The organism is Acidovorax sp. sif1233, assembly GCF_019218755.1.
In the GTDB taxonomy this organism is placed as follows: Bacteria; Pseudomonadota; Gammaproteobacteria; order Burkholderiales; family Burkholderiaceae_C; genus Acidovorax.
On sequence record NZ_JAHUWZ010000009.1, the window covers coordinates 44,323 to 63,935 of the forward strand.

Annotated in this window: 34 protein-coding genes; 16 read left to right on the forward strand and 18 right to left on the reverse strand. The window is 64.3% G+C overall.

The window, feature by feature from the left end; all coding sequences use genetic code 11:
* Nucleotides 1-10: 10 nt before the first annotated feature.
* The 18 genes from KW843_RS22760 to KW843_RS22845 all read right to left on the reverse strand — a co-directional run bounded on the left by KW843_RS22760 (nt 11) and on the right by KW843_RS22845 (nt 10,546).
* Nucleotides 11-1,720 (reverse strand): terminase, encoded by a 1,710-nt coding sequence (locus tag KW843_RS22760; protein WP_255594887.1) that lies wholly within the window; start codon nt 1,718-1,720, stop codon nt 11-13.
* A 1-nt stretch (nt 1,721) separates the two neighbouring features.
* Nucleotides 1,722-2,729 carry a terminase small subunit gene (locus KW843_RS22765; RefSeq protein ID WP_218297437.1) on the reverse strand — a complete coding sequence of 336 codons (1,008 nt, stop codon included), beginning with the start codon at nt 2,727-2,729 and terminating at the stop codon, nt 1,722-1,724.
* 73 nt (nt 2,730-2,802) lie between these two features.
* Complete coding sequence (locus tag KW843_RS22770; RefSeq protein ID WP_218297438.1) at nt 2,803-3,597, reverse strand: hypothetical protein; 795 nt, start codon at nt 3,595-3,597, stop codon at nt 2,803-2,805.
* 390 nt (nt 3,598-3,987) lie between these two features.
* Entirely contained in the window at nt 3,988-4,674 is a 687-nt protein-coding gene (locus KW843_RS22775; RefSeq protein WP_218297439.1) for a phage regulatory protein/antirepressor Ant, read from the reverse strand.
* Between the two features lie 17 nt (nt 4,675-4,691).
* Nucleotides 4,692-5,213, reverse strand: coding sequence for a hypothetical protein (locus KW843_RS22780; RefSeq protein WP_218297440.1), 522 nt, complete (start codon nt 5,211-5,213; stop codon nt 4,692-4,694).
* Nucleotides 5,210-5,563, reverse strand: a complete 354-nt coding sequence (locus tag KW843_RS22785) for a hypothetical protein (RefSeq protein ID WP_218297441.1) — start codon at nt 5,561-5,563, stop codon at nt 5,210-5,212. Before KW843_RS22785 ends, KW843_RS22780 begins: the two co-directional genes overlap by 4 nt.
* Before the next feature lie 158 nt (nt 5,564-5,721).
* Nucleotides 5,722-6,021 (reverse strand): hypothetical protein, encoded by a 300-nt coding sequence (locus tag KW843_RS22790; RefSeq protein WP_218297442.1) that lies wholly within the window; start codon nt 6,019-6,021, stop codon nt 5,722-5,724.
* On the reverse strand, nt 6,015-6,284 hold the full coding sequence (locus KW843_RS22795; RefSeq protein ID WP_218297443.1) for a hypothetical protein: 270 nt from the start codon (nt 6,282-6,284) through the stop codon (nt 6,015-6,017). The genes KW843_RS22790 and KW843_RS22795 overlap by 7 nt, the downstream gene beginning before the upstream one ends.
* Nucleotides 6,281-6,613, reverse strand: coding sequence for a hypothetical protein (locus tag KW843_RS22800; protein ID WP_255594889.1), 333 nt, complete (start codon nt 6,611-6,613; stop codon nt 6,281-6,283). The genes KW843_RS22795 and KW843_RS22800 overlap by 4 nt, the downstream gene beginning before the upstream one ends.
* Nucleotides 6,606-7,049 (reverse strand): hypothetical protein, encoded by a 444-nt coding sequence (locus KW843_RS22805; protein WP_218297444.1) that lies wholly within the window; start codon nt 7,047-7,049, stop codon nt 6,606-6,608. Before KW843_RS22805 ends, KW843_RS22800 begins: the two co-directional genes overlap by 8 nt.
* Nucleotides 7,046-7,582, reverse strand: a complete 537-nt coding sequence (locus KW843_RS22810; protein ID WP_218297445.1) for a hypothetical protein — start codon at nt 7,580-7,582, stop codon at nt 7,046-7,048. The genes KW843_RS22805 and KW843_RS22810 overlap by 4 nt, the downstream gene beginning before the upstream one ends.
* Entirely contained in the window at nt 7,579-7,896 is a 318-nt protein-coding gene (locus KW843_RS22815; RefSeq protein ID WP_218297446.1) for a helix-turn-helix domain-containing protein, read from the reverse strand. The genes KW843_RS22810 and KW843_RS22815 overlap by 4 nt, the downstream gene beginning before the upstream one ends.
* Nucleotides 7,887-8,429 carry a hypothetical protein gene (locus tag KW843_RS22820; RefSeq protein ID WP_218297447.1) on the reverse strand — a complete coding sequence of 181 codons (543 nt, stop codon included), beginning with the start codon at nt 8,427-8,429 and terminating at the stop codon, nt 7,887-7,889. The genes KW843_RS22815 and KW843_RS22820 overlap by 10 nt, the downstream gene beginning before the upstream one ends.
* A complete protein-coding gene (locus KW843_RS22825; RefSeq protein WP_218297448.1) occupies nt 8,426-9,358 on the reverse strand; it encodes a hypothetical protein in 933 nt (310 codons plus the stop codon). Before KW843_RS22825 ends, KW843_RS22820 begins: the two co-directional genes overlap by 4 nt.
* A gap of 7 nt (nt 9,359-9,365) precedes the next feature.
* Nucleotides 9,366-9,557 (reverse strand): hypothetical protein, encoded by a 192-nt coding sequence (locus tag KW843_RS22830; protein WP_218297449.1) that lies wholly within the window; start codon nt 9,555-9,557, stop codon nt 9,366-9,368.
* Nucleotides 9,554-9,973, reverse strand: coding sequence for a hypothetical protein (locus KW843_RS22835; RefSeq protein WP_255594890.1), 420 nt, complete (start codon nt 9,971-9,973; stop codon nt 9,554-9,556). Before KW843_RS22835 ends, KW843_RS22830 begins: the two co-directional genes overlap by 4 nt.
* An 87-nt stretch (nt 9,974-10,060) precedes the next feature.
* Nucleotides 10,061-10,255, reverse strand: a complete 195-nt coding sequence (locus KW843_RS22840) for a hypothetical protein (RefSeq protein WP_218297450.1) — start codon at nt 10,253-10,255, stop codon at nt 10,061-10,063.
* Nucleotides 10,256-10,258: 3 nt separating this feature from the next.
* The gene (locus tag KW843_RS22845; protein ID WP_218297451.1) at nt 10,259-10,546 is read right to left on the reverse strand and encodes a YdaS family helix-turn-helix protein; all 288 of its coding nucleotides are present in this window, start codon (nt 10,544-10,546) and stop codon (nt 10,259-10,261) included.
* A gap of 76 nt (nt 10,547-10,622) precedes the next feature.
* On the opposite strand from KW843_RS22845, the gene KW843_RS22850 reads away from it, so the two are divergent.
* The 16 genes from KW843_RS22850 to KW843_RS22925 all read left to right on the forward strand — a co-directional run bounded on the left by KW843_RS22850 (nt 10,623) and on the right by KW843_RS22925 (nt 19,557).
* Nucleotides 10,623-11,348, forward strand: coding sequence for a S24 family peptidase (locus KW843_RS22850; RefSeq protein WP_255594892.1), 726 nt, complete (start codon nt 10,623-10,625; stop codon nt 11,346-11,348).
* Nucleotides 11,349-11,380: 32 nt separating this feature from the next.
* Nucleotides 11,381-11,650 carry an HNH endonuclease signature motif containing protein gene (locus tag KW843_RS22855; protein WP_218297592.1) on the forward strand — a complete coding sequence of 90 codons (270 nt, stop codon included), beginning with the start codon at nt 11,381-11,383 and terminating at the stop codon, nt 11,648-11,650.
* A complete protein-coding gene (locus KW843_RS22860) occupies nt 11,647-11,952 on the forward strand; it encodes a hypothetical protein (protein WP_218297452.1) in 306 nt (101 codons plus the stop codon). Before KW843_RS22855 ends, KW843_RS22860 begins: the two co-directional genes overlap by 4 nt.
* A gap of 858 nt (nt 11,953-12,810) precedes the next feature.
* Entirely contained in the window at nt 12,811-12,993 is a 183-nt protein-coding gene (locus tag KW843_RS22865) for a Com family DNA-binding transcriptional regulator (RefSeq protein ID WP_218297593.1), read from the forward strand.
* Nucleotides 12,994-13,003: 10 nt separating this feature from the next.
* On the forward strand, nt 13,004-13,513 hold the full coding sequence (locus KW843_RS22870; RefSeq protein ID WP_218297453.1) for a hypothetical protein: 510 nt from the start codon (nt 13,004-13,006) through the stop codon (nt 13,511-13,513).
* Nucleotides 13,514-14,298: 785 nt separating this feature from the next.
* Nucleotides 14,299-14,562 (forward strand): excalibur calcium-binding domain-containing protein, encoded by a 264-nt coding sequence (locus KW843_RS22875; RefSeq protein WP_255594908.1) that lies wholly within the window; start codon nt 14,299-14,301, stop codon nt 14,560-14,562.
* A 185-nt stretch (nt 14,563-14,747) separates the two neighbouring features.
* On the forward strand, nt 14,748-14,927 hold the full coding sequence (locus tag KW843_RS22880; protein ID WP_218297454.1) for a hypothetical protein: 180 nt from the start codon (nt 14,748-14,750) through the stop codon (nt 14,925-14,927).
* On the forward strand, nt 14,924-15,280 hold the full coding sequence (locus KW843_RS22885) for a hypothetical protein (RefSeq protein ID WP_218297455.1): 357 nt from the start codon (nt 14,924-14,926) through the stop codon (nt 15,278-15,280). The genes KW843_RS22880 and KW843_RS22885 overlap by 4 nt, the downstream gene beginning before the upstream one ends.
* Nucleotides 15,277-15,474 carry a hypothetical protein gene (locus KW843_RS22890; protein ID WP_218297456.1) on the forward strand — a complete coding sequence of 66 codons (198 nt, stop codon included), beginning with the start codon at nt 15,277-15,279 and terminating at the stop codon, nt 15,472-15,474. The genes KW843_RS22885 and KW843_RS22890 overlap by 4 nt, the downstream gene beginning before the upstream one ends.
* Nucleotides 15,471-15,650, forward strand: a complete 180-nt coding sequence (locus KW843_RS22895) for a hypothetical protein (RefSeq protein WP_218297457.1) — start codon at nt 15,471-15,473, stop codon at nt 15,648-15,650. Before KW843_RS22890 ends, KW843_RS22895 begins: the two co-directional genes overlap by 4 nt.
* 12 nt (nt 15,651-15,662) lie before the next feature.
* Nucleotides 15,663-16,511, forward strand: a complete 849-nt coding sequence (locus KW843_RS22900; RefSeq protein WP_218297458.1) for an ERF family protein — start codon at nt 15,663-15,665, stop codon at nt 16,509-16,511.
* A complete protein-coding gene (locus tag KW843_RS22905; RefSeq protein ID WP_218297459.1) occupies nt 16,508-17,233 on the forward strand; it encodes a hypothetical protein in 726 nt (241 codons plus the stop codon). The genes KW843_RS22900 and KW843_RS22905 overlap by 4 nt, the downstream gene beginning before the upstream one ends.
* A gap of 8 nt (nt 17,234-17,241) precedes the next feature.
* Nucleotides 17,242-18,387: a hypothetical protein gene (locus KW843_RS22910; RefSeq protein WP_218297460.1), complete on the forward strand. Its 1,146-nt coding sequence runs from the start codon at nt 17,242-17,244 to the stop codon at nt 18,385-18,387.
* A 12-nt stretch (nt 18,388-18,399) separates the two neighbouring features.
* Nucleotides 18,400-18,681, forward strand: a complete 282-nt coding sequence (locus KW843_RS22915) for a hypothetical protein (RefSeq protein ID WP_218297461.1) — start codon at nt 18,400-18,402, stop codon at nt 18,679-18,681.
* Between the two features lie 70 nt (nt 18,682-18,751).
* The gene (locus KW843_RS22920; RefSeq protein WP_218297462.1) at nt 18,752-19,261 is read left to right on the forward strand and encodes a hypothetical protein; all 510 of its coding nucleotides are present in this window, start codon (nt 18,752-18,754) and stop codon (nt 19,259-19,261) included.
* The gene (locus tag KW843_RS22925; RefSeq protein ID WP_218297463.1) at nt 19,261-19,557 is read left to right on the forward strand and encodes a KTSC domain-containing protein; all 297 of its coding nucleotides are present in this window, start codon (nt 19,261-19,263) and stop codon (nt 19,555-19,557) included. Before KW843_RS22920 ends, KW843_RS22925 begins: the two co-directional genes overlap by 1 nt.
* Nucleotides 19,558-19,613: the final 56 nt, after the last annotated feature.

Sequence of the window (19,613 nt, forward strand, 5' to 3'; positions counted from 1 at the left end):
GTGGTGCGCCTCATGTGCGCCAGTCGGGTGCTGGCGGCATAGAAAATTCGTGATTGGTGCCGTAGGCGTCGTCGGTGGGCTGGTAGAGGCCGGATTCCTTGGCCTGAGCCCACTGCCGCAGGGCGTCCGCGCCCTCGGTGCAGCCGTTGCTCTTGTCGGGCTCGTCCAGGAACTTGGTCAGGGCCTGGCTGTACTTCTTCCGGTAGCCCCGCAGGCGCTCCAGCCCGAAGGCGCAGGCCTCCTTGTCGAACCAGGCGCCGCGCATGTGCTTGCGCAGGGTGTTCACGCCGGTCATGAGCTGGGTCACGCGCGGCACGATCACGAACTTCTGGCCCGGCATCAGGGCCTGCAGCATCTGCTTGGTGGACTTGTTGGTGTCACCCAGGCGCTTGTGGTCCGCGTCGTGCGGCAGGTAGTGCTTGCCGAAGACAAAGCCCAGGCTCTGCAGGTGGCGCACGTAGTGCTTGAGGTCTTCGTCGTGCTCTTCGTAGTAGCCGATGAAGCGGTCCTCGCCGCGCAGCTGCTGGGCGAACCAGATCGCGCAGCCATCCGAATTGCCGATGTCCCAGAACGAGTGCACGGGCAGGTCCAGCACCGGCACGTTCGTGATGCCGCCGCGCTTGGTCAGTTCGGTGATGGCCTTGGTGAGGTAGTGGCCCTCGGTGGACTGCTGGAAGGCTTCGCGCGGCGTGGACGGGTACTCTTGCCACATCCGTTCTTCGCGCCCTGGAAAGTCGGCCGATAGAGTTGCCGCGTACCAGGCCCGCTGCTCCATGTCCAGCTTGCTGCCCGTCTCCACTTCAATGTCTTCGAAGTAGTCATGGAGCTTGGGCGGCACCACCACCAGGCCAGCGTCCATGCGGTAGGTGGGCTCTTGCCACCAGGCGTAGAAGTGGAAGCGGTAGTCGCGCTCCGTGAGTTTCTGGTGGGCGTGGTGCAACGCCTCGGCGCGCGTGCACAGTTCGTAGAACTCCCCGTTCGCGCCCTCGGCCGTGGATTCGATCACCAGGAAGCCAGTCAATGGCACCGCGGGGATGGAGCCAGTCATCACCTCCTTGGCCTTCTGCGGGTACTTGGCGCAGATCTTCCCGAACTCCGACACATGCAGGCGATGGATCGTGCCGCCCCGTACGGACGTGGCCACACGCATGCTGCTGTTGTTGTGCGCGAAGCGGATTTCCTTCGTGCTGGCGCGGGCCAGGGGGAAGCGCTCGCGGATTTCCTCGGGCAGGTGGTCGTAGGCGAAGATCACCTTGTCCCGAAAGATCGACTCCGCTGTCTCGCGGTCCTGGGCGATCATCCCGCACCGCTGGTTCCCGTTGAACAACGCTTCATCCAGCCACAGGATGGCAATCAGGGTCGTGAACCCCAGTTGGCGGGCCTTGAGAATGATGTTGCGGTGCCACAGGCGCTTGATGAAGCGACGTTGGGCGCGGTTGGGAATGAACGGCTTGACGAAGGCCTCGTCGCCGTTGTCGCCCTTGACGATGATCTGATACAGGCACCCGCTGAACAGACGCCATTCCGGATCGGCGAGGCTGCGGGCCAGCTCTTCCTCATTGGTCGGGATGCGCGCGGCAGGCTGGACATGCACACGCTGCAGCTCTCGCGGCTCGTGGGGCCAGATCTTCGCGTCAAGGCCGCCCGCTTCATCACCTGGGCCAGCAACCCACAGGTTTTCGTCCTCGTCCACGCACTGATCCAAGAGAGCTGCGGCCATGTCAGCTCCCGTCGTCGTCGATGTCGTCCGGCTGCGCTGGCAGACTGGATGCGGGGCGCTCAGGGTCGTCGGCCACGGGCTTGAACCCATTGCCATTGCCCGCGGCGATGCGATGCAGCAGCGAGGCCAGCGGATCGGTCTTCTGCTGGTTGTCCTTCTCGTACAGGCCCAGGTGCTTGGCCAGCTTCTCGATGGCGTCCAGCTTGGAGTGCATCTTGACCTCGATGCCCTCCTTCGTCTGCTTGGCGCCTGCGTAGAGAGCTGCAGCGCGCGGGCTGAGCTGGCGGGTGTCCTTGAGCACCGTGCGTGCCTGGCCATCGCCGCCACAAATGGGGCAATCGGCCTTGGGCAGCAGCAGGGGGTTGAAGCCAATGCCGCCAGCTTCATCGAACTCGGCGGGGTTCTTGCCCTTCTCGACCCAGGCCTCGCGGTCGCGGTTCATCTCGCCCACGGTGCGCTGGTACTTGTGGCCCTCGCCATAGCAGCAGCGGCAGCAGCCGGTCTTCACCTCCACAAGGTCGCGCGCATCGGCGAAGGCCACATTGGCGATCTCCAGCAGCACCAGGTCCGCCGTCACGCCAGTGCGCGCCTGCTGGGCCAGCCGGGCTTCGGTGATCGCGGACTGGATGTACGGTTTTGACAGGTTCTCCGAGGCCATCTGCCGCGCGGTGTCGGCGCTGTAGCCTGCGCGGATTGCTGCCTGCGTGGCGTTCAGGTCCACCAGATACTCGTCCACGAAACGCTGCTGTTTCGCGGTCAGTCCCAGTTTTGGCGTGTATGCGGTGCTATCAATTTCGACTGATGGCGCAGGCTTCGGAGCGGCGGCGGCGCGCTTCACCGCTGGGCGTGCTGGCGCCTTCTTCTGGGTGGCGGGAGCCTTGGGTGCGGTCTTGGCAGGTGCTGCCTTCTTTGCAGGTGCGGCTTTGCCTGCGGCCTTCTTAGGGGCAGCAGGCTTCGGCAGAGTCTTCTTGAGGGGCGCGGGCTTCTTGCCCGCAGGGGGTTTGGCCATGCCCGGGAGTGTTCCGGTGCATGGCTGCGCAGCCTAACCCTATGCTGGGCGGCACATGAGCTGATGTGCGCAGTTACGCATGCGAGCTGATCTCTCTGCGTGCCAAGCGCGATTCCAGTTCTTCGACAAGTTTGCTCAACTTCCCAACCACCGATGTGCCACGACCCACGACCGCTGCCCGGACGTGGTCCGCCATTTCCGAATCTGTGCGAAAGACATCGACATAGGGGGCATACATGGCATGAAGCGAGTCCGCATACACGCTGTCACTGAGCCCTTTTTGATTCCCACCAAAAAAGGCGTGCGCCAAGAATCTCCAGTCCGTGACGACCATTGCGTAGATTCCGGGGCATGCCGTCTTAATCTCCTCGAAAGAAAACTCGCGCGTAGGCAAGATGTCGCTCTTTTCAAAATGCGTGGCAACAATTTCCCGAACCATCGCCTCCTCCCATTTCCGCCAACCCGCGCGCTTTTCAACTTCCGTTTCAGATAGCCGGCTAACTCGTTCTGCCATCACGCGCGAAGCCCTCCCATTTGCTTCGCTAGCTTCCCGAACAATTCTGCGTAGCCTTGCAGCAAACTCGGGGGCAACATCGATTGAGGAAGCCAAGCGTTCAAAATCGTTCAAGGCATCGAAATATGCATCGGTCAGCTGATTCCATGTAATTTTTTCTCGGGCGGCATCAATAAATTGCCGCTCTAACCCGGGAGGGCACGTTATCTTTCCGCGCTTAAGCAATTCGGCAACCTTGGCTGCATTCTCCTCGCGGTACATGCGCACCAGCTCCGGCAACGCCCTTCTTCTGAGCTCTCTACTTGCACCCCTTTCGCTGAGCTTCAGATTTGCTCTGGTCGTGCAATCACGCATCGTGAACTCGAGAGTGGGTAGCCAACGACCGCGTGGATCTACAACCGACGTAGGGGGGCATACACCTGCGTTAAGCGCGTGGACCTCAGCTTTCCCAACGTCGACTATCGACTGAAGAGCACGATTTCCGCATAGTTCACGCAACAAAGCCAACTTCTGTATTGCCAGAAAGACGGACTGCGAGTTCAGCGGCATCAGTTCAGAAATATGCGCTGAAGAAAAGTAGACGCAGATCCTTTTCTCCGCAACTGCAGTGCGAAGATACGCGAGTGTTTCCCTTAAGGCTGGCTCCCTGTCCAATAGTTTCGTGTTTGTGAGGTTCGAGTAATCAGAACTGTCGAGATATAGAGAAAGCATCACGGCACCGCTTAGTCAACCAAAGCCACATTTTCACCGCCACAAGAGCCCCGGATGCCGGGCCACGAACCTCCGCAAGAACTCCAGACCCCTACCCGTCACCCGCGCCACGCGGCTGAGCTGGCGCCCGTTGGTTTTCGTGTCGTAGTGGTGCACGGCTTCCTTGAAATAGCCCTGGGCCACGTAGCGCGCGGCCGGGGCGTTATCGGGCAGGATCACCCCCTTCTCGCGCAGCGCCCGCTCCAGCTTGCGCACAGGCACGCCGATGGTTTTGGCAGCGTCGCGCACCAGGACCGTGCCGTCGGCGTTCAGCATCGCGTCGGCGTAGACCACCTTGGGGCGGGCGGCGGCCAGCGCGGCCTGCTGCAGCTCGATCTGCTCTTGCTGCTCGGCGGCCAGGCGCAGGGCCTGGGCGAAGCTCTGCGGCACGCGGCCGGCCTCCAGCTCCTGCCAGCGCTTCACCACCTTCATGCGCGCCACCGGGTCGTAGCCCAGCAGCAGGGTGAGGCAGGTGTCCTTCTCGAGGGCGAATTCCTCGTAGGTCTGGCCGTTCTGGGGGTGTCTCCAATTCTGGATGGCCCCGCCGAACAGGGCGCCCAGCTGGTCACGCAGCGCGCGGATGTCGCGCATGACGTGGAAGTGCTCCTTGCCCACCAGGCCGGCGATCTCCCGGCTGGTCATGGTCAGCGGGCTGCCCGCCAGGTGTGTGAGTGCGTTCATGGGGGTCTTCCTTCCTGCTATGCGATCAGGGTGCCCTGGCGGTCGTCCGCCTTCAGGGACGCCTTCAGGGCCTTGATTTCCCGGCCCTGCTTCTCCACCACGGCGGCCAGCTCAGTGGCCAGGAACAGGTGGGCCTTGGTGCTCTCGATCACGCGGGCGTCCTCCGCGAAACCACCCAGCGCGCGGGCCGCGCGGCGTGCCTCAGTGGGCGTCAGGCGGACCATGGCGTCGCCAAGTTCCAGCTTCACCCACCCGTCCGACAGCATGGTGCAGCTCAGCTCGCGCGGCTCCGGGTAGCTCTCGACAAGCTCATAGATCCCGCGCAACAGGCGCTTGAGCTTGCCGTCATCCACCAGGGCGCGCAGGCGGTCGTCCACGATGGTCAGCTTCAGGCCCGTCAACTCCGCCACCGTATCGCGGGTGGCGATCTGATCCAGCTCGCGCAGGTCGCGCACGGCGTCGAACACCCGCTGGGTGCTGGTGATGTTCTTGGCTGGCTCTGCCGCGGCATCGGGTTGCTGGGAGGTGGTTTCAGTCATGAGGCCTCGTCGGTGGGGTACTGCGGAATGCGTGCGGGCCACAGGCCCAGGGTGTTGAGCTGGCGGCGCGTCTGCGCAGCCATGGCGCGGCCCAGGTCGATGTGGGCCTGGCGTCCGCCGGCAATCAGGCGGTATTGATCGAATGCGACGTGGCAGCCCTCGATGCCGGGGCGGGTGCAGCACAGGGGCATGGCGCGGCGGTCGTCCCGCTTCAGGCCCTTGCCCTTGCCGTCGTTCTCGTGGGCGTGCTGGCTATAGCCTGCGATGCCGCAGTGCGCGCACGGGAGACTGGCCACTGCGCGGCGGTACTGCTCGCTGCGCAAGGGTGCGGGGCTCTTGCGCATGGGCATGCCGGTGCTGCAGCCGACCATCAGAGCAGCGCGCGGCACTACGCTTTTGATAGCTGCATGCGCACGCGCATCAAGGCGTGCGTCTCGATCCGACTGGGATTTCGCGGTGGTGCTGCTGGCACGCGGCCAGGCCGAGCGCTTCATGGGGGTGCGGCGGGTCAGCACCGCGGCACCTCGGCAGAGATCCGGCGGCCATCCGGCGCGTGCACCAGCAGGCGGGTGCAGTACCCGTGCTGGATCTGCTCTACGGCAACCCGGTATTCGCCGAATCGCCCCCTCACGGTAGGTGGTGGCGTGCGCAAGCGCTGGCTGCCCCAGGGCGTCTCTGGCTGGACCACGTCCAGCAGCCGCTGCAGCATGGCGTACGGCTCCACCAGGGCGCTATTGCGCAGCTTCGCGGCGGCGGCTGCACGGCGGTTGAATGCCGGGCGCTTGACTGTGACGCGGCGGCTCAGCATGGAGCCCCCTGCCCTGCCCGGACCTGCATTTCGGCATCGGAACGCAACTCGGCCTCGGCCAGCGCCACCACACCGGCCGGGGTCTGGCGGCGGAAGCGCACCGCCGCAGTCAGCAGGTAGCGGCGCTGGGCCGGCGTCATCTCGTAGGGCTGCTCCTGCGTGGCGCACGCGGCCATGTCCTTGGCGAAGCGCTTGGTACCGCTGCCGGGCGGGAAGGTGCACGCAACCAGGGCGCGGGCGATGGTCTTTTCGTTTTCGGTCACCGGGTCGCTCCTTCCAGACGGCGGTTGTTCGCGTTTTCGCTGCGCCAGACCTCCACGCGCAGGCGCGCGGCCTCCAGGCGCCAGCGCAGCAGCTCTTCACGCTCGATGGCGGCCTTGATGCCCGCCAGCACCTCGATGTATTCGGGGTGGCTGTATGCGAACTGCTCCCGTGCCGCAATGGCCTTCTCGGTGCAGGCATTCATCAACAGCGCCTTCTTGCTCTTGCGGAAGTGCTCCAGGTGGGACCGTTCGGCCTTGGCCTGGGCGAACTCCTTGGATTTCTCGATCAGGTAGTCCACCGCCTTGTTCGGGTCGATCAGGTCAGCCATGGATTGCCCCCTGAGAGCGACGGAACGTCCACGCCACCATGGCGGCGTCACGCTCGTGCTGGTTGCTGCTGGCCTGCCAGCCGGTGTAAACCGCGAAGTTCTCCGCGCCGCGCTTCGGACCCTTGGCGGCCGGGCTGATGCCGTGGGCCGGGATGCCCAGCTCTTCGCACACGTCGGTGATGAGGCGGCACCACGCATCCACCTGGCCCAGGCTGCGCGCCGTAGCCAGCGCAACGCCCCGGGCGGCCTTGGCCTGCGCGGTCCAGGCGTGGGACTGCAGGCGCGAGTCCTCGAAGATCACCCGCGCGGGCGAGGCCTCCCGGATGGTGCGCTCGATGAGAGCGGGGCCGATGGTGTCCAGGCGCGTCAGCACGCCATCAACGAACGTGGCCACGCCAGTGTTGGCCCCCGGGTCAATGCCAAGGATGAGACTCATGTCCGCCCTCCCGAGATCAGCCCGGAGAACATCCCGCCGGCGGCGCGCACCGCGATGGACTCGCCGCGGCGGTACTTGCTCAGGACCGACGTGCTCACGCCCAGTTCCTCGGCCAGCGCAATGCCGGTCTTCTCGCTGGTCTGCACGTAGTTGACTTGCTCGGGGGTAAGCGCCGCTCGCTGACGACCTATCGCTCGGTTGGCCAGGATGCGGTTGGTCTGCCCCTTGAACTTGCCGGTGCGCTGCAGCCAGGCGCCATAGTCAACCTCGCTGGTGCACTTGATGTGCCCCGGGAAGCAACAGGCGCGCTCGTCGCAGGATCCGTACACGCGGTAGCCCTCGGGCACGGCCTTCTGGTTGATGCAATGCCACACCGCGCGCATGCCGCACTGCGTGCGCATCTCGCCTGCGGCCCGGGTGTAGTCCGGGGCGTAGATGTTCGGGCGGCCATCAGGACGCAATGCCCCGCGCCACAGCCAGTGGCCATCGCCGGTGATGACGCAGCGGCCCTTGATCTCTTCGAGCGTTCTCATGCAGCACCACCCTTCCCGCGCGGGAAACGCAGCTTGCCCACGGCATTGCGTTCCAGAAAGCCCAGGCGCACCAACGTGCGGATGTGCCAGTCAGCGCTGGAGAGCGCCAAGCCGAAGCGCACGGCGACGTTGTGCACGGGCGGGAGCTGGTCGTTCTCGGCCAGGAAGGTGCGCATGTACTCCAGCACCTGCAGCTGCAGGCTTGAGGCGACGGCGGCCTTCTGGCGGCGCAGCGTGGAGCGCGCTGGCTGCGAGCCAGGGCGCAGGCGGGCCGCGATATCGTTCGCTTCCTGCATGAAGTTGCTCACTGCCATGACATACGTCCTTCCAGGCCGAGGGCCAAGCGTGCATCCCGCAGGGCGGCACAGGAGACACTGCGATCTCCCGCCACCGCGCGCGCCACGATGCGGCGAGCCCAGTCCTTGCCGTCGCACCGCGGCTCCACCTGCACATCCACCGGCATGACCTCGGGCGCCGGCAGGCGCTTCCAGCCCTCCAGCTCGGCCACGGTCTGGCGCGGCATGGCCGCATCGCACAGCTTCTCGAACTGCGGCAGCGAAGGCGGGTACTCGGGGTGCGTGGCTTTCAGACGCTCGGCGGCCAGCTCGATGATGGGGCCGGGGTACTTGGCCAATGCCGCCGACCAGACGCGCAGCGCGGCCAGCACACCCTTGTCCTTGCCCGCCTCGTTCAGCTCGCCGGTAGCGAACTTGCCCGCGAACACATTGCCGTACTTGCCGTGCAGGACCAGGAACAGCTTGCGCACGGTGGTGTCCTGTTGGTCGGCCTCGTGGCCGGTGTGGCCGTGCAGCTGCTCATCGGCCATGGTTGCGATTTCGCGGCTCATACCCGGACTCCCTCGAAGATGGCGGCATGCGCGCCAGCGAACTTGTGCGCGGACTGCGCAGGCGGCGGCGTGGGCGGGGCTGCGCCGGTCTGGCACTGCGTTGCCCACTTCTCGGCGTCGGAAAGCAGCAGCTTGACGGGGTGCATCTGGTTGAGCACAAACGGCTCCTGCACCTTCGCCACGTAGTGGTACGCCACGCGGGCAGCGCGCTCCGCCCCCACCCGGTCGATCACCTTCGACATTTGCGCAGCCACCATGGCGTTCCACATCGGCCAGGCGCCGTAGCGGCCGTGGTAGGCGATGGCATACGCGCACCAGGCATCGTGGGTTTTGGCTTTGTCGCCGGGGTAGCGCAGCTCGGCGGGGATCTCGTGGATCACCCCCTTCTTGTCCGTCACCCTCATCGGCTCGGCCACGGCGTCAGCCTTGGCTGAGATAGGTGTAGTAGTCTTGTGTGTAGTCTCTGTACTTATGTCGGATTGCGCTTTGCGCAGTTCGTCGAACGACGATTTCGCAGTTCGAGTGCGACGCTTTCCGCACTTCGCGGGTTGCGTTTTCCGCATTTCCCGAAATGCGTTTTCGTCGTTCGGGAATTGCGCTTTTGTCCATACCTCGTAGGCGGCGTCAATGACGTCCGGAACGAGCTTGAAATAGACCTTGTGCTCCAAGCGGCGATTCGTCTCCACGAGGTAGCCCCCGTCGCGCAGCTGAGCCCGCGCCGTGGCCTGTTCGCGGTACGACAAGCCCGTCTCTTCTTCGAGTTCTCCGGAGGTCTTGTAGATGCCCAACTCGCTGTCGCTGCCACGCCCGTGCCAGTAGTGGAGCTGGGCGAACAGAATGGCGGCGTTCACGCTTCCGAAGAAGCGCGCAAGGCGCGGGTAATAGGCCACCGGGCGGCCAACATGGGAAAGGGATGCGAACAGGCTCATCAGTGCCCTACCCCCGTACCACGGCGCGCCGGCCGCCAGTGCGCTTCACCGCCTCTTCGCGGCCGAACTGGGCCGCCTGGTGCGCGCGCCCTGCTTCATGCGCAGGCGTGCCAGCCTGGGCGGAATGGATGTTGCTGTGCCCTACCCGGCGGAAGCTGGGAGGCTGGGTCAAGAGCTTGTCGCGTTTCCAGAGGCTCATGAGCCCTCCCCGTATTCGGGGCCCCCAAAAGGCCCTATGAGCTTCGCAAGCGCGTCGGTACGCTTGGCGTCATGACTCAACCGCTCCACCACCATCTGGTCGTAGCTCTTGCCGTGAACAAGGGCGTACACGCAATTGCGGATCTGGTTGGACGAATCGGTGCGCTGCATCGCGCACTGCTGCAGGAACAGCGTGTGCGTGTGCTCGTCAACCTTCGTTTTGAGCGGGTAGTCCAGCTTGCCCAGCGGTCCAGCGATGCCGCGGGCGAACACAGGGGCGTCCTCGGCATCAAGCTGGTCCTGGACCTTGGCCAGGATGCGGTCGCAGGCCTCGGGGTCGAAGTCGCGCAGCAGGTCCAGCAGCCGGTTGGCGGCGGCCTGCTCTTTCGCAGTCAGTTTGGGGGTGGGATGGGTCATGGGATGGTTGCCCCCCGCGTCGCGGGAGTCGCAGGGGAATGGGTGGATGGGTGGTCAGCGCGTGCGCAAACGGATGCGGCGGCCGCGTCAGGCGTGGACTTCTTCGGCGACCCGGCGCTGCGCTTCGCGCAAGGCCTGCAGGTGCTGCAACTCACGCTGGAAGAGCTGACCTGCGGCCGTGCCGATGGGCCACGCCTGGAACTGGTGGATGGGCTGCCCGGATTCGAGCGCCAGACGGGCGCGATCCAGGACGATGGAACGGGGGACGATGGGCTCGGTCATGGCTCACCCGGCCGCGATGGCGGTTTCAGGAGCTGCGCCGCTATCGGCCGCAGGCGGAGCAGTTGCGAGTTCAGGCCAGATGAGGTGCCAGTCGTCTGGGCGCAGGTCGCGCCGAGTTACCGCGCCGGAAGTGGCGCGTTCAATGGCTACGCAATGGGTTGGGCCAGGCCTGCGATTCGCATACCCGTGCTGCCATTGGCGTATCTGAGCATCGCTGGGCACGCCAGAGCGCTTGCGCAGTTCACCAACCGTGAGCGCCCCTGGGCTCGCTAAATATTCGGACAAGTTCATGATGCCCGAATCTATAGCATTTGCTACCTACATTCAAGTAGCCAATGCTCTTGTAGCGCCTGCTACTGTTCTCGGTATGGACGAACAATCAATTCAGACGTGGCGAATTCAGCGGCTGGCCGCTATGGTCGAGCGAGAGGGAGGGAAAGCCGCTGCGGGGCGGAAGCTCGGCTATCGCGACGGAGCTTTCGTTGGGCAGATGCTGCGCGGCGAACGGCCAATTACGGAGAAAACGGTCCTGGTTGTCCACGGGCTCTTGGGCTACGCCGGGTGGTTCGATCCACCGACAGCCGATGGCCGGGTTCCAGTCGCCGCGCCTCACGCCGCTCCTTCGTCAGACCCGTCCGAACCCGCTGACTTTGTTATCACCGAGTACGCCACTGGTGGGGGCATGGATACCCAGGGTCAGCTCTTGCTGGACGATCAACCCGGGATCATCAAGAGTTGGCGGGTGAGCCACGACTGGGTGCGCCTGAACGTCCCCTCACATACAGGCATCAGGAATCTCTGCATCGTGACCGGCTTTGGCCCTTCCATGCGTCCCATGTTCAACCCTGGGGATCCCCTTCTGGTGGATACCGGTGTGAACGTGGTCAACCACGAGGGGGTCTACTTCTTCCGCGTCGGTGAGGAAGGATTCATCAAGCTCATCCAGCGCGTGCCCGAGTTTGACGGACCAGGATTCAACCTGCGGATCATCTCCAAGAATCCGGATTTCCCGTCCTATGACCTCTCGCCCAAAAACCCTCACTTTCAGGTGCTTGGGAAGGTGCTGACGGTGTGGCGCAGCGAGCAATACTGATTCCCGGCAATCTGGCCGCTCTGTTCGTCGCCATGGCGTGCGTCTGGCCGCAGGCCGCCACCGCTCGCATCGAACGCGACCGCGCGCAGGTGCGCTCCTTCCGTGCCGAACACCCCTGCCCCTCCACGGGCCGCACGCGCGGAGCCTGCCCGGGTTGGCATGTCGATCATGTGATTCCGTTATGCGCAGGCGGGGCGGACAGGCCCAGCAACATGCAGTGGATCACGCGCGAGGACCACCGATTCAAGACGCTGGTGGATGTGAGGGAATGCCGGAAACACCGGCGAAAAGGACTTCAATGAGCACCTGGTACAGATTGGATGTAGGCGACCTCACACAAGCCGCGCCCCATGTGGCCAACACGCAGAGGGCATTCATGGCTCCGTATTTGATAGCGCCGGCCGGTTCTGGCCGTGCTCTCTTCCAACGCGAGAATGCCGAAAGCGGCATGGTTGAACTGTTCTTTACCCCTCAGGCGGGGGACGTCGCTGGCGCCTTGGGTGCAGTCCCGTGCGAAAAGCCCGGCATCGACAATGGACACATCTTCATGCTCGCAGGCGACGATGAGCTACGCACGTACTTCCCGGGGCAACAGCAGCAGTAGCGGCGCCAAACGATTCTCAAACTTAATGCCGGTGCCACTGATCCCCTCTGGCCCGTCCAACTTGAGGCGAATCTGCTGACCATCCGGCAGGTGCAGCACGAACAGCACATCCCTCTGTATCGCCTCCACGAAGCCACGCACTGTTTCCGCTTCCAGCTGAGTCTGCGCCCTGACTGGCCTACTGATCGACGGCTCCATATCACTCCTTCCAAAACCGCCCCAGGGGCGGTTTTTTGTTGCTCGCCCGGATTGAGCGTAGAGGCAGTTTAGAGAAAAAACCCCGACATGAGTAGCTTTTGCTATTGACTTAATAAGTAGCAATTGCTACAGTCCATCCGTCGTACCAACAAACGCGAAACGAACCGGCCCAGACGCACACAGGGCCACGCCGACCGGAGACGCGAGGGGTTCCAGGCCTGAGGGCTGCAGCGTGTTGGGAGCGATGGGCACCACGGTATCGACCAGGCCGCCCGGGCTCCTTAAAAAGTCAGCTGCCGATGTTGCTGGTCTCCCCTGCGAGACCTTCGTCCGGCAAATCGCACCTTCGGGCATGGGCCGAAGCTATGCGCGGTGTCTCCACCGTGCCCAGTCCGCCAAAGCGCGGTCACGGCCAAAGGAGTGAGGGGTAGACGCCCAAGAACAGAAACGGTCACGCCGGTTGGAATGCCGGCATGCCCTTCGCAAGAGGGGCGATCCCAGATGGCTTTGCGCTGAGCCATCTGGGATCGAGAAGATAAGACAGGGCGAGTGCCTGGAGTGCGTCAACACCCCAGGCACCCGCCTCCGCCGTGAGTGCTCACGGCATTGGCCAAGACCCTGCCACCTGATCAGGCCGGGGCATTATGGACTATGCCGCACATGCAAGAAGTGAGATGCGCCAGCTGCAATCGCAAGCTGGCAGAAGGACTTTTCCAACAACTGAACATCAAGTGCCCGCGCTGCGGGACGCTGAATTCCATGAGGGTCGAGAACCCCTCTCCGTCGAGAGTCGAGAACTCCGAACCAGAGTGCCAGCGAGCGCCTTCATCAACTTTGACTTAAAGGCAATCAAATGACGCTCTCTCTCAATGTGTCCAAGACTGTTGGCCCCGGCAACCCGGCAGGTTCGTATCTCAAAACGGACAACTACTCGGGCGTTTTCATCGACGTCGCCCCGGGCACGTTCGGAAGTTCGCCGGAGGCCCACTGCGGCGTCGCATTCTTCTGCGATGGGGTCCCGACTAACGCACCCGACAACGTGCCCTGGACGGGCCAGGCCCGTGGCATTACGTTCTACGCGGACCACAGGATCTGCTGGGAGGATTGGACAGGAAACGGCAATGAGAACCACGACCACATCCCTGGCGCTTACTGGGAGGAAGGTGTTATCTACCTCGTCACGGCGACGTACACGGCAACTGACGTGGGGCTGGGGGTATACAAAACCGACAGCACTGGCATTGTCGCTCTGGTTGCCAGTGCGATCCGCACCCGTCCATCCAGCGGCAAGGGCACGCATGCTTGCGTATTTTCCTCCGACGGCGGAACCATTGGCTGCTGCCCTAAGGCGCTGTACGGCTGATGGATAACTAGCCTCCTGCGCATGGAGGTTTCCCGATGGCGCATGCAGGCCAAAGGGATTTAACAAAGGGCCCGCTTCATGCGGGCCTTCTTACGCCCCTCGCAAGAGGGCCATCACACAACCGCCGAAGGCTCCTTGAGTAGCCTCCAGCCGAGCGCGATAGGTTGGAACGTGAAACCGTGGGGTTCGATTCCCCGGGCGGTTGTGTGATGGTGAATGCGCAGTGGTGATGCGCCAATGTCGCCGTAGCGGTGACGCTCGGGAAATCCGCGAGTTGGGGTTGTGCCCATGCGATAGACAGTAGACGGCGAGCCGGGACACCGGAGCCAGGCTGGGATCACCTCCGGCCACCATCAACCAGCAGCGGCAATACACGATTCGCCAGCATGAGCTCCCAATACTGCGACCTGGCCAGGCTTAGGCGGTTAGTAGGGGCAGGCAACAGTGCATTCTTTTTCGTGTGACACCTCGGAGAGACGAGGACCATCATTGAAGCGCGGCGAATAGGCGTAGTGCGCAAGGGAGGTGGGGAGCGCGCTGCAGCGTGTCCACTGGCTCTAGGGGTCTGGGGAATCGTGACGACCCAGGGCGCTTCAATGATGGTGACAACGCGAACGCCTCCAAAACCTGCACATCGGCGGGGCAGGCGCCATCAAGAGCGGGTCGGGGGGTTCCTGGCCGCGTGCGCAGCAGGTGGAAGCCCTGCCCTGCTTATCATTGTCCCAACGACGGAGGGACGTATGGCAAAGGCTTTCATGGTGATGATGGTTGCGGTGGTCGCACTCATGGGCTACCTCATTCACAAGCACGAGCAGAGCAAGCCGCCAAGCGACATCAGCGCGCCCTCTCCATTGAGCGAATCCCCAAGGCCCCGAACTGTTGACGTTGCACGTAGCGTTTCCAGCACTCCTCAGTACCGGTGCGACGGCAGAACCCATTGCTCCCAGATGTCGTCCTGTGATGAGGCGACTTTCTTCCTAAAGAACTGCCCCAACACCAAGATGGACGGGGACAACGACGGCATTCCGTGCGAGCAGCAGTTGTGCTAGCCCCGTTCAGCCAAACCGAATCCTGATTTCAGCCCGCCACGCGCGGGCTTTTTTCCGACCGCGCCGGGGAGTCTCCTCCCTCCCTCCCTTCTCAGTTCCCCCGGCACGCCCCGCAAGGGCAGCGGTTCTTTCTTCCCCATCGGCCGCGCACCCTGGCCGGCATTCCTTCCCCCTCGGAGATTCCTATGAACAACGTCAACGAGACGGTGCAGGCGTTCCTGCGCCCGCACCTTCCCTGGACCGCTGCGGAGCGCGAAGCGGTGGCCCAGGCCGAAGCCCGCCAGCGCGCCGAAGACCAGCGCCGCCAGGACCGCGCGCTGATGGACCAGCAGCAGAACTTCCGCTCCATGGGGGCACTGCGATGAACAGCCTCATCCAGCAGGTCCGCACCGCCCAGGTGCGCGCAGGCGAAGACGCTGTGCTCGCGAACCTCCGGAGCCTGGGCCTTGTCAACATCGACCCCGAGCCGATGTCGCAGCGCGAGCAGAACATGGCCATGTTCATCCGCCGGATCGTGTCGTCGGCGCGCCGCCATTGCGAGGACGGTTCGCCGGTTCTCCAGATCGCGAACGAGGCCTGGAAGTACCTGCACCAGAACGGCCTCCATGGCTCGCCACTGCGGGATGCTTCGCCAGATACCCCCGCCGTGCATCCGGAGGCTGCGCAGGTGGGCGCCACGCTAGATCCCGACTCCATCGAGCAGGGAGAGCCCACATGAAAGTCCTGATCGTCTGGATCCTGGGCCCCCTGATCGCCTTCGGCATGGCCGCAGTGGCGGGTACCACCTACAACGACCGGGCCGAGCTGCAGGACGCCCACCACTCCCGCGACTTTGCCGCCAGCGAGGTGTGCAAGGGCCAGCCCTTCGAGTGGGAAGGCGACGTTCTGATCTGCCTCCGGGAGCGGCCATGAAGCACTGCGCCGGACCGTGCCAGCAGGGCCGTCTGCCCTGCCCCAACCCCACCGACTGCGAATCCGACGATATCGAGCTGACGCACCTGCAGAGCCTGTGTCTATTGGCCGCTCTGTTGCTGACCTTCGCTGCGGTTCTCGGCTTCGCAGCCGCCTTCATCCCCTTTTTGCGCTGAACAGAGACTTCCATGACCGCAACATCCACCGACGAGAAGCACGCTGTAGGGCTCGCTTCCGAGAAGGCGTCCCTTCCGTTGGCTCCGCTTTCGGCCGGCCAGCTGGCGCCCACCTCCCCCGCCGGCCTCATGATGTCCGTGCTCGCCCAAGGCGGGAGCCTGGACCTGTTCGAGCGCATGCTGGATGTGCAGGAGCGCTGGGAGCGCCGCGAGGCCGAGAAGGCTTTCTACGACGGCATGACCCAGTTCCGTGCACGGAACATCGTGATCCCCAAGCGCCGGCTGGTGGAGTTCGACAGCCGCGTGGGGCACACCGAATACAAGCACGCCGTCCTGTCGGACGTGACAACCCGCATCGGGCCGCCGCTTTCGGAGCTGGGCTTCTCGTGGTCCTGGAAGATGCGCCAGGAAGGCGGCGCCATCACGGTCACCTGCGTGCTGCGCCACCGCCAGGGCCATGCCGAGGAGGTTTCCCTCACGGCCCCGCCGGATCCCAGTGGCGGCAAGAACGGCATCCAGGCCGTCATCTCGACCACCTCCTACCTGGAGCGCCACACGCTCAAGGCCATCACGGGCACGGCCGAGGCGGATGAGGACGACGACGGCAAGGGCGCGCCGCCCTTCGGTACCACGGACCAGGATCTCAATGCCGACGAGGCGCGTGGCAAGGTCACCGTGCTGGATAAGTGGTGCCAGGATGCCCGCGCCACCAAAACCCGGGCGGACCTCACCCGGGTGATGAAGGCCGGTGTCGCGGTCTTCAAGGCGGCCAACGACCGCGACGGCTACTCCGCCTTCAAGTACGCGATCGAGCAGCATGGCGCGACCCTGCCACCTGACGGCCGGAGCGCCGCAGCATGAACGACATCCTGTTCCGCTGCTCCAGCCTGGGCCACCTGATGCCCGACCCCAAGACACGGGCCGAAGGCGACCTCTCCACCGGCGCGCGCACCTACCTGCGCCAGCTGGTCAAGGAGGAGCTCTTCGGTGTGGAGTTCGACATCGGCGGCAAGGAGATTGAGAAGGGCATCCGCGTCGAGGAGGAGTGCATTGCGCTGCTCAACACCGTGCGCGGCCTGACGCTGGCCAAGAACACCGAGCGCAGGACCAATGGCCTCATCACCGGCGAGTGCGACCTGTTCAACGCGCCCCAGCGCCGCGGGCACGACATCAAGGCCCCGTGGTCAATCAAGACCTTCCCCGGCTGGCTGGTGGACTGCGTGACACCTCTCTACGACTGGCAGATGCGCGGCTACATGGCCCTGTGGGATGCCGACGAGTGGGAGGTGAACTACGTGCTGGTGAACACCCCCGAAGACCTACGCCGGGGCGAACCCCTCGACATGCATGTCGTGGACCACATCCCGCGCGAGCACCGGCTGACCACCTGGCTCATTGAGCGCGACTTCCAGAAAGAAGCCCTGATCCGCGAGCGGGTCGAGGCCGCCCGCTGGTACTACGGCCAGCTCATCCGCGAATTCGACGAAGGGCATCGCATCGACAGCGTCATCGACGTGATCGCCCGCGAAGTTTCAACCGCTACCCAGCAGCGCAACCAAGTGCGACTTCCCACCCTTTTCTGAGGCATCCCATGACCGAAACCACGAGCACCGCCGTTGCGGCGCCCCAGGCGCCCGGCGCCATCCTCTCCAAGCCCCTGTCCATCCGGGATACCGTGTTGGCCCAGTTCAAGGACACCGAGGCGGGCCTGCAGGCCATGGCCGACAAGTACCGCAACGTGGTCTACGACGTGACCACCACCAAGGGAATGAACGAGGCCAAGGCCGCCCGCGCCGAGCTGCGCGACGACGGCCGCCTCGCGATCACCCGCGCCGAGAAGAAGGTGAAGGCCGATGTCGCCGAGCTGAAGGAGGTGATGGGCACGGAGGTGGAGCGCCTGGTGGCCATCGTGAAGCCGGTGGAAGAATCCATCGACGCGCAGATCAAGGTCGAGGAGAAGCGCAAGCTCGACGAGAAGGCCGACCGCGAGCGCAAGGAGGCGGAGCGGGTAGATGCCCACCGGACGAACATCGAGCAGCTGCGCGCTTATGTGGCTCAGGCCGAAGGCCAGCCGCTGGAGATCATCAACGGCGCCATCGAGAAGCTTCTGGAGATGACCTTCGGCCAGGAGTGGGAAGAGTTCGCGCAGCAGGCCCAGGCCGAGCGCGACAACACCGTGGCCGGCCTGCGCAACCTGGTGCAGCGCGAACAGCAGCGCATCGAGAACGAGAACCTGCGCGCCGAACTCGCTGCGTTAAAGGCCAACGCCGCGCCGCCGCCAGCTTCATCTGCAGAACCGGAGCCCGCGCTTACCCAGCAAGCACCAAAAGCTATTGGATTCATAGCAGATAGCGCAGCCGATGCACCTTTTGAGGTGGACGACTGGGGCGCCATGGAAGCGCTGCAGGAGGCTCCCGCACCGGCGCATGCCCCTATCGCGGCCCCCGCACCGCCAGCCAGCTCGGAAAAGGCCTATGCACGCGGTGGGTGGAGCCGCGCCGCTGCAACCCCCTCTGCCGCCACGCCCACTGAGGCCTCTGCCCGGGATGACGGCACGAGGGTGTCGCTGTCCCAGCTCAAGGAGCGCATTGCCCCGCTGAGCATCGACGCCGCCGGCCTGGAAACCCTTGGCTTCAAGCATGTGTCCGCGGGGGGCACCAGCAAGCTCTACCGCGCCTGCGACCTCCCGGCCATCCGCGACGCGATGGTCAAGCACCTCCACTCCATCAACTTCTAGGAGCACCGCCTCATGAGCGAATCCCCGCCGCCCGGCACACACAAGGTCGTTACCGAAATCACCGACGAGCAGTGCACGCACGCTACGGTCAATCTGGGCAAACCCATCATCGACCTGCTCAACGAGTACAGCCGAGATCACGGCCACATGCTGGCCGTCTTCGGCGGGCTCTATGCGATGGGCTGCGCCCTGGCCAACATCGGCGCCAACCTGGAAGACCCGAGCACGCTTCAAGAATCGTTCGCGCCACTGCTGATGGGTTACGACGCCGTCATGGCGCAAAAACAGCACTGAGCCTCCACCGTTTCCCCCATCCGAATCCCGCCCCGTGCGGGCTTTTTTTTGCCTATTCACAAGGATTTCTATGAATGCAAACCGTTCTGCCCCGCCCATCGGCTCCCTGCTCGCCGCCATTCTGCTGGCCGAGTTGATGACCGCAAAACGCGGCCCGACTATCCGCCTCGGCCAGTTGTCTCCTGGCCAGGAAGATCTGCTCGCGGGCAAAAAATGCAGCGATCTCAGCTGCGACGTTTGCCACCCCGCAGCTGCCGACACCCAGCGCGCCGCAACTGGAGCGGGCGAGGACACGACCAAAGCCGAGGAAGCCCAGGGCGCGCGCGTCAACGGCGCCATCGAGATTTCGCCGGACATCGCCGAGTTGGTGGGTATCAGCACCCCGGGTTTCGACCCCGACAGTCTGGAGGGTAACACCCGTCTGCTCGCGGCCGCGTTCATCACCAACGTGCGCAAGCTGGGCGATAAGGCGGTCAACAGTTTTCCGGCCGCCGGCGCCAAGCTCAGCGGTATCCGCTTCGTGGAGAACACCATCCTCTCCGCGCTCCACACCTTCACCACTCTGGCAAAGAAATCGTGATGAGCGCCGCAGCCAAGAAGCAACCGGCCATTCCCATGGCTCCGGTCAAAAGCGCTCAGCTCCGGGCCATCGGGTACGACGTGGCCAACGGAGTGCTGGCCGTGCAGTTCCAGCGCGGCGGCGCCATTTACCACTACCCCGGTGTGGGCGCGGACGTGCACGCCGAGTTCATGGCGGCCAAGTCCAAGGGCGCTTTCTTCGCCCAGCGCATCAAGGCCTTGCCCTTCACGAAGCTCCCCGCGGCTCCTGAAGTTGAGCGCCTGCCAGCCGACGACACCGAGGGCGGCGCCCTGTAGGCGTTGACCGTTCCCGCAACCGCCCCGCCGCGAGCGGGGCCTACCCCCCCCACGTC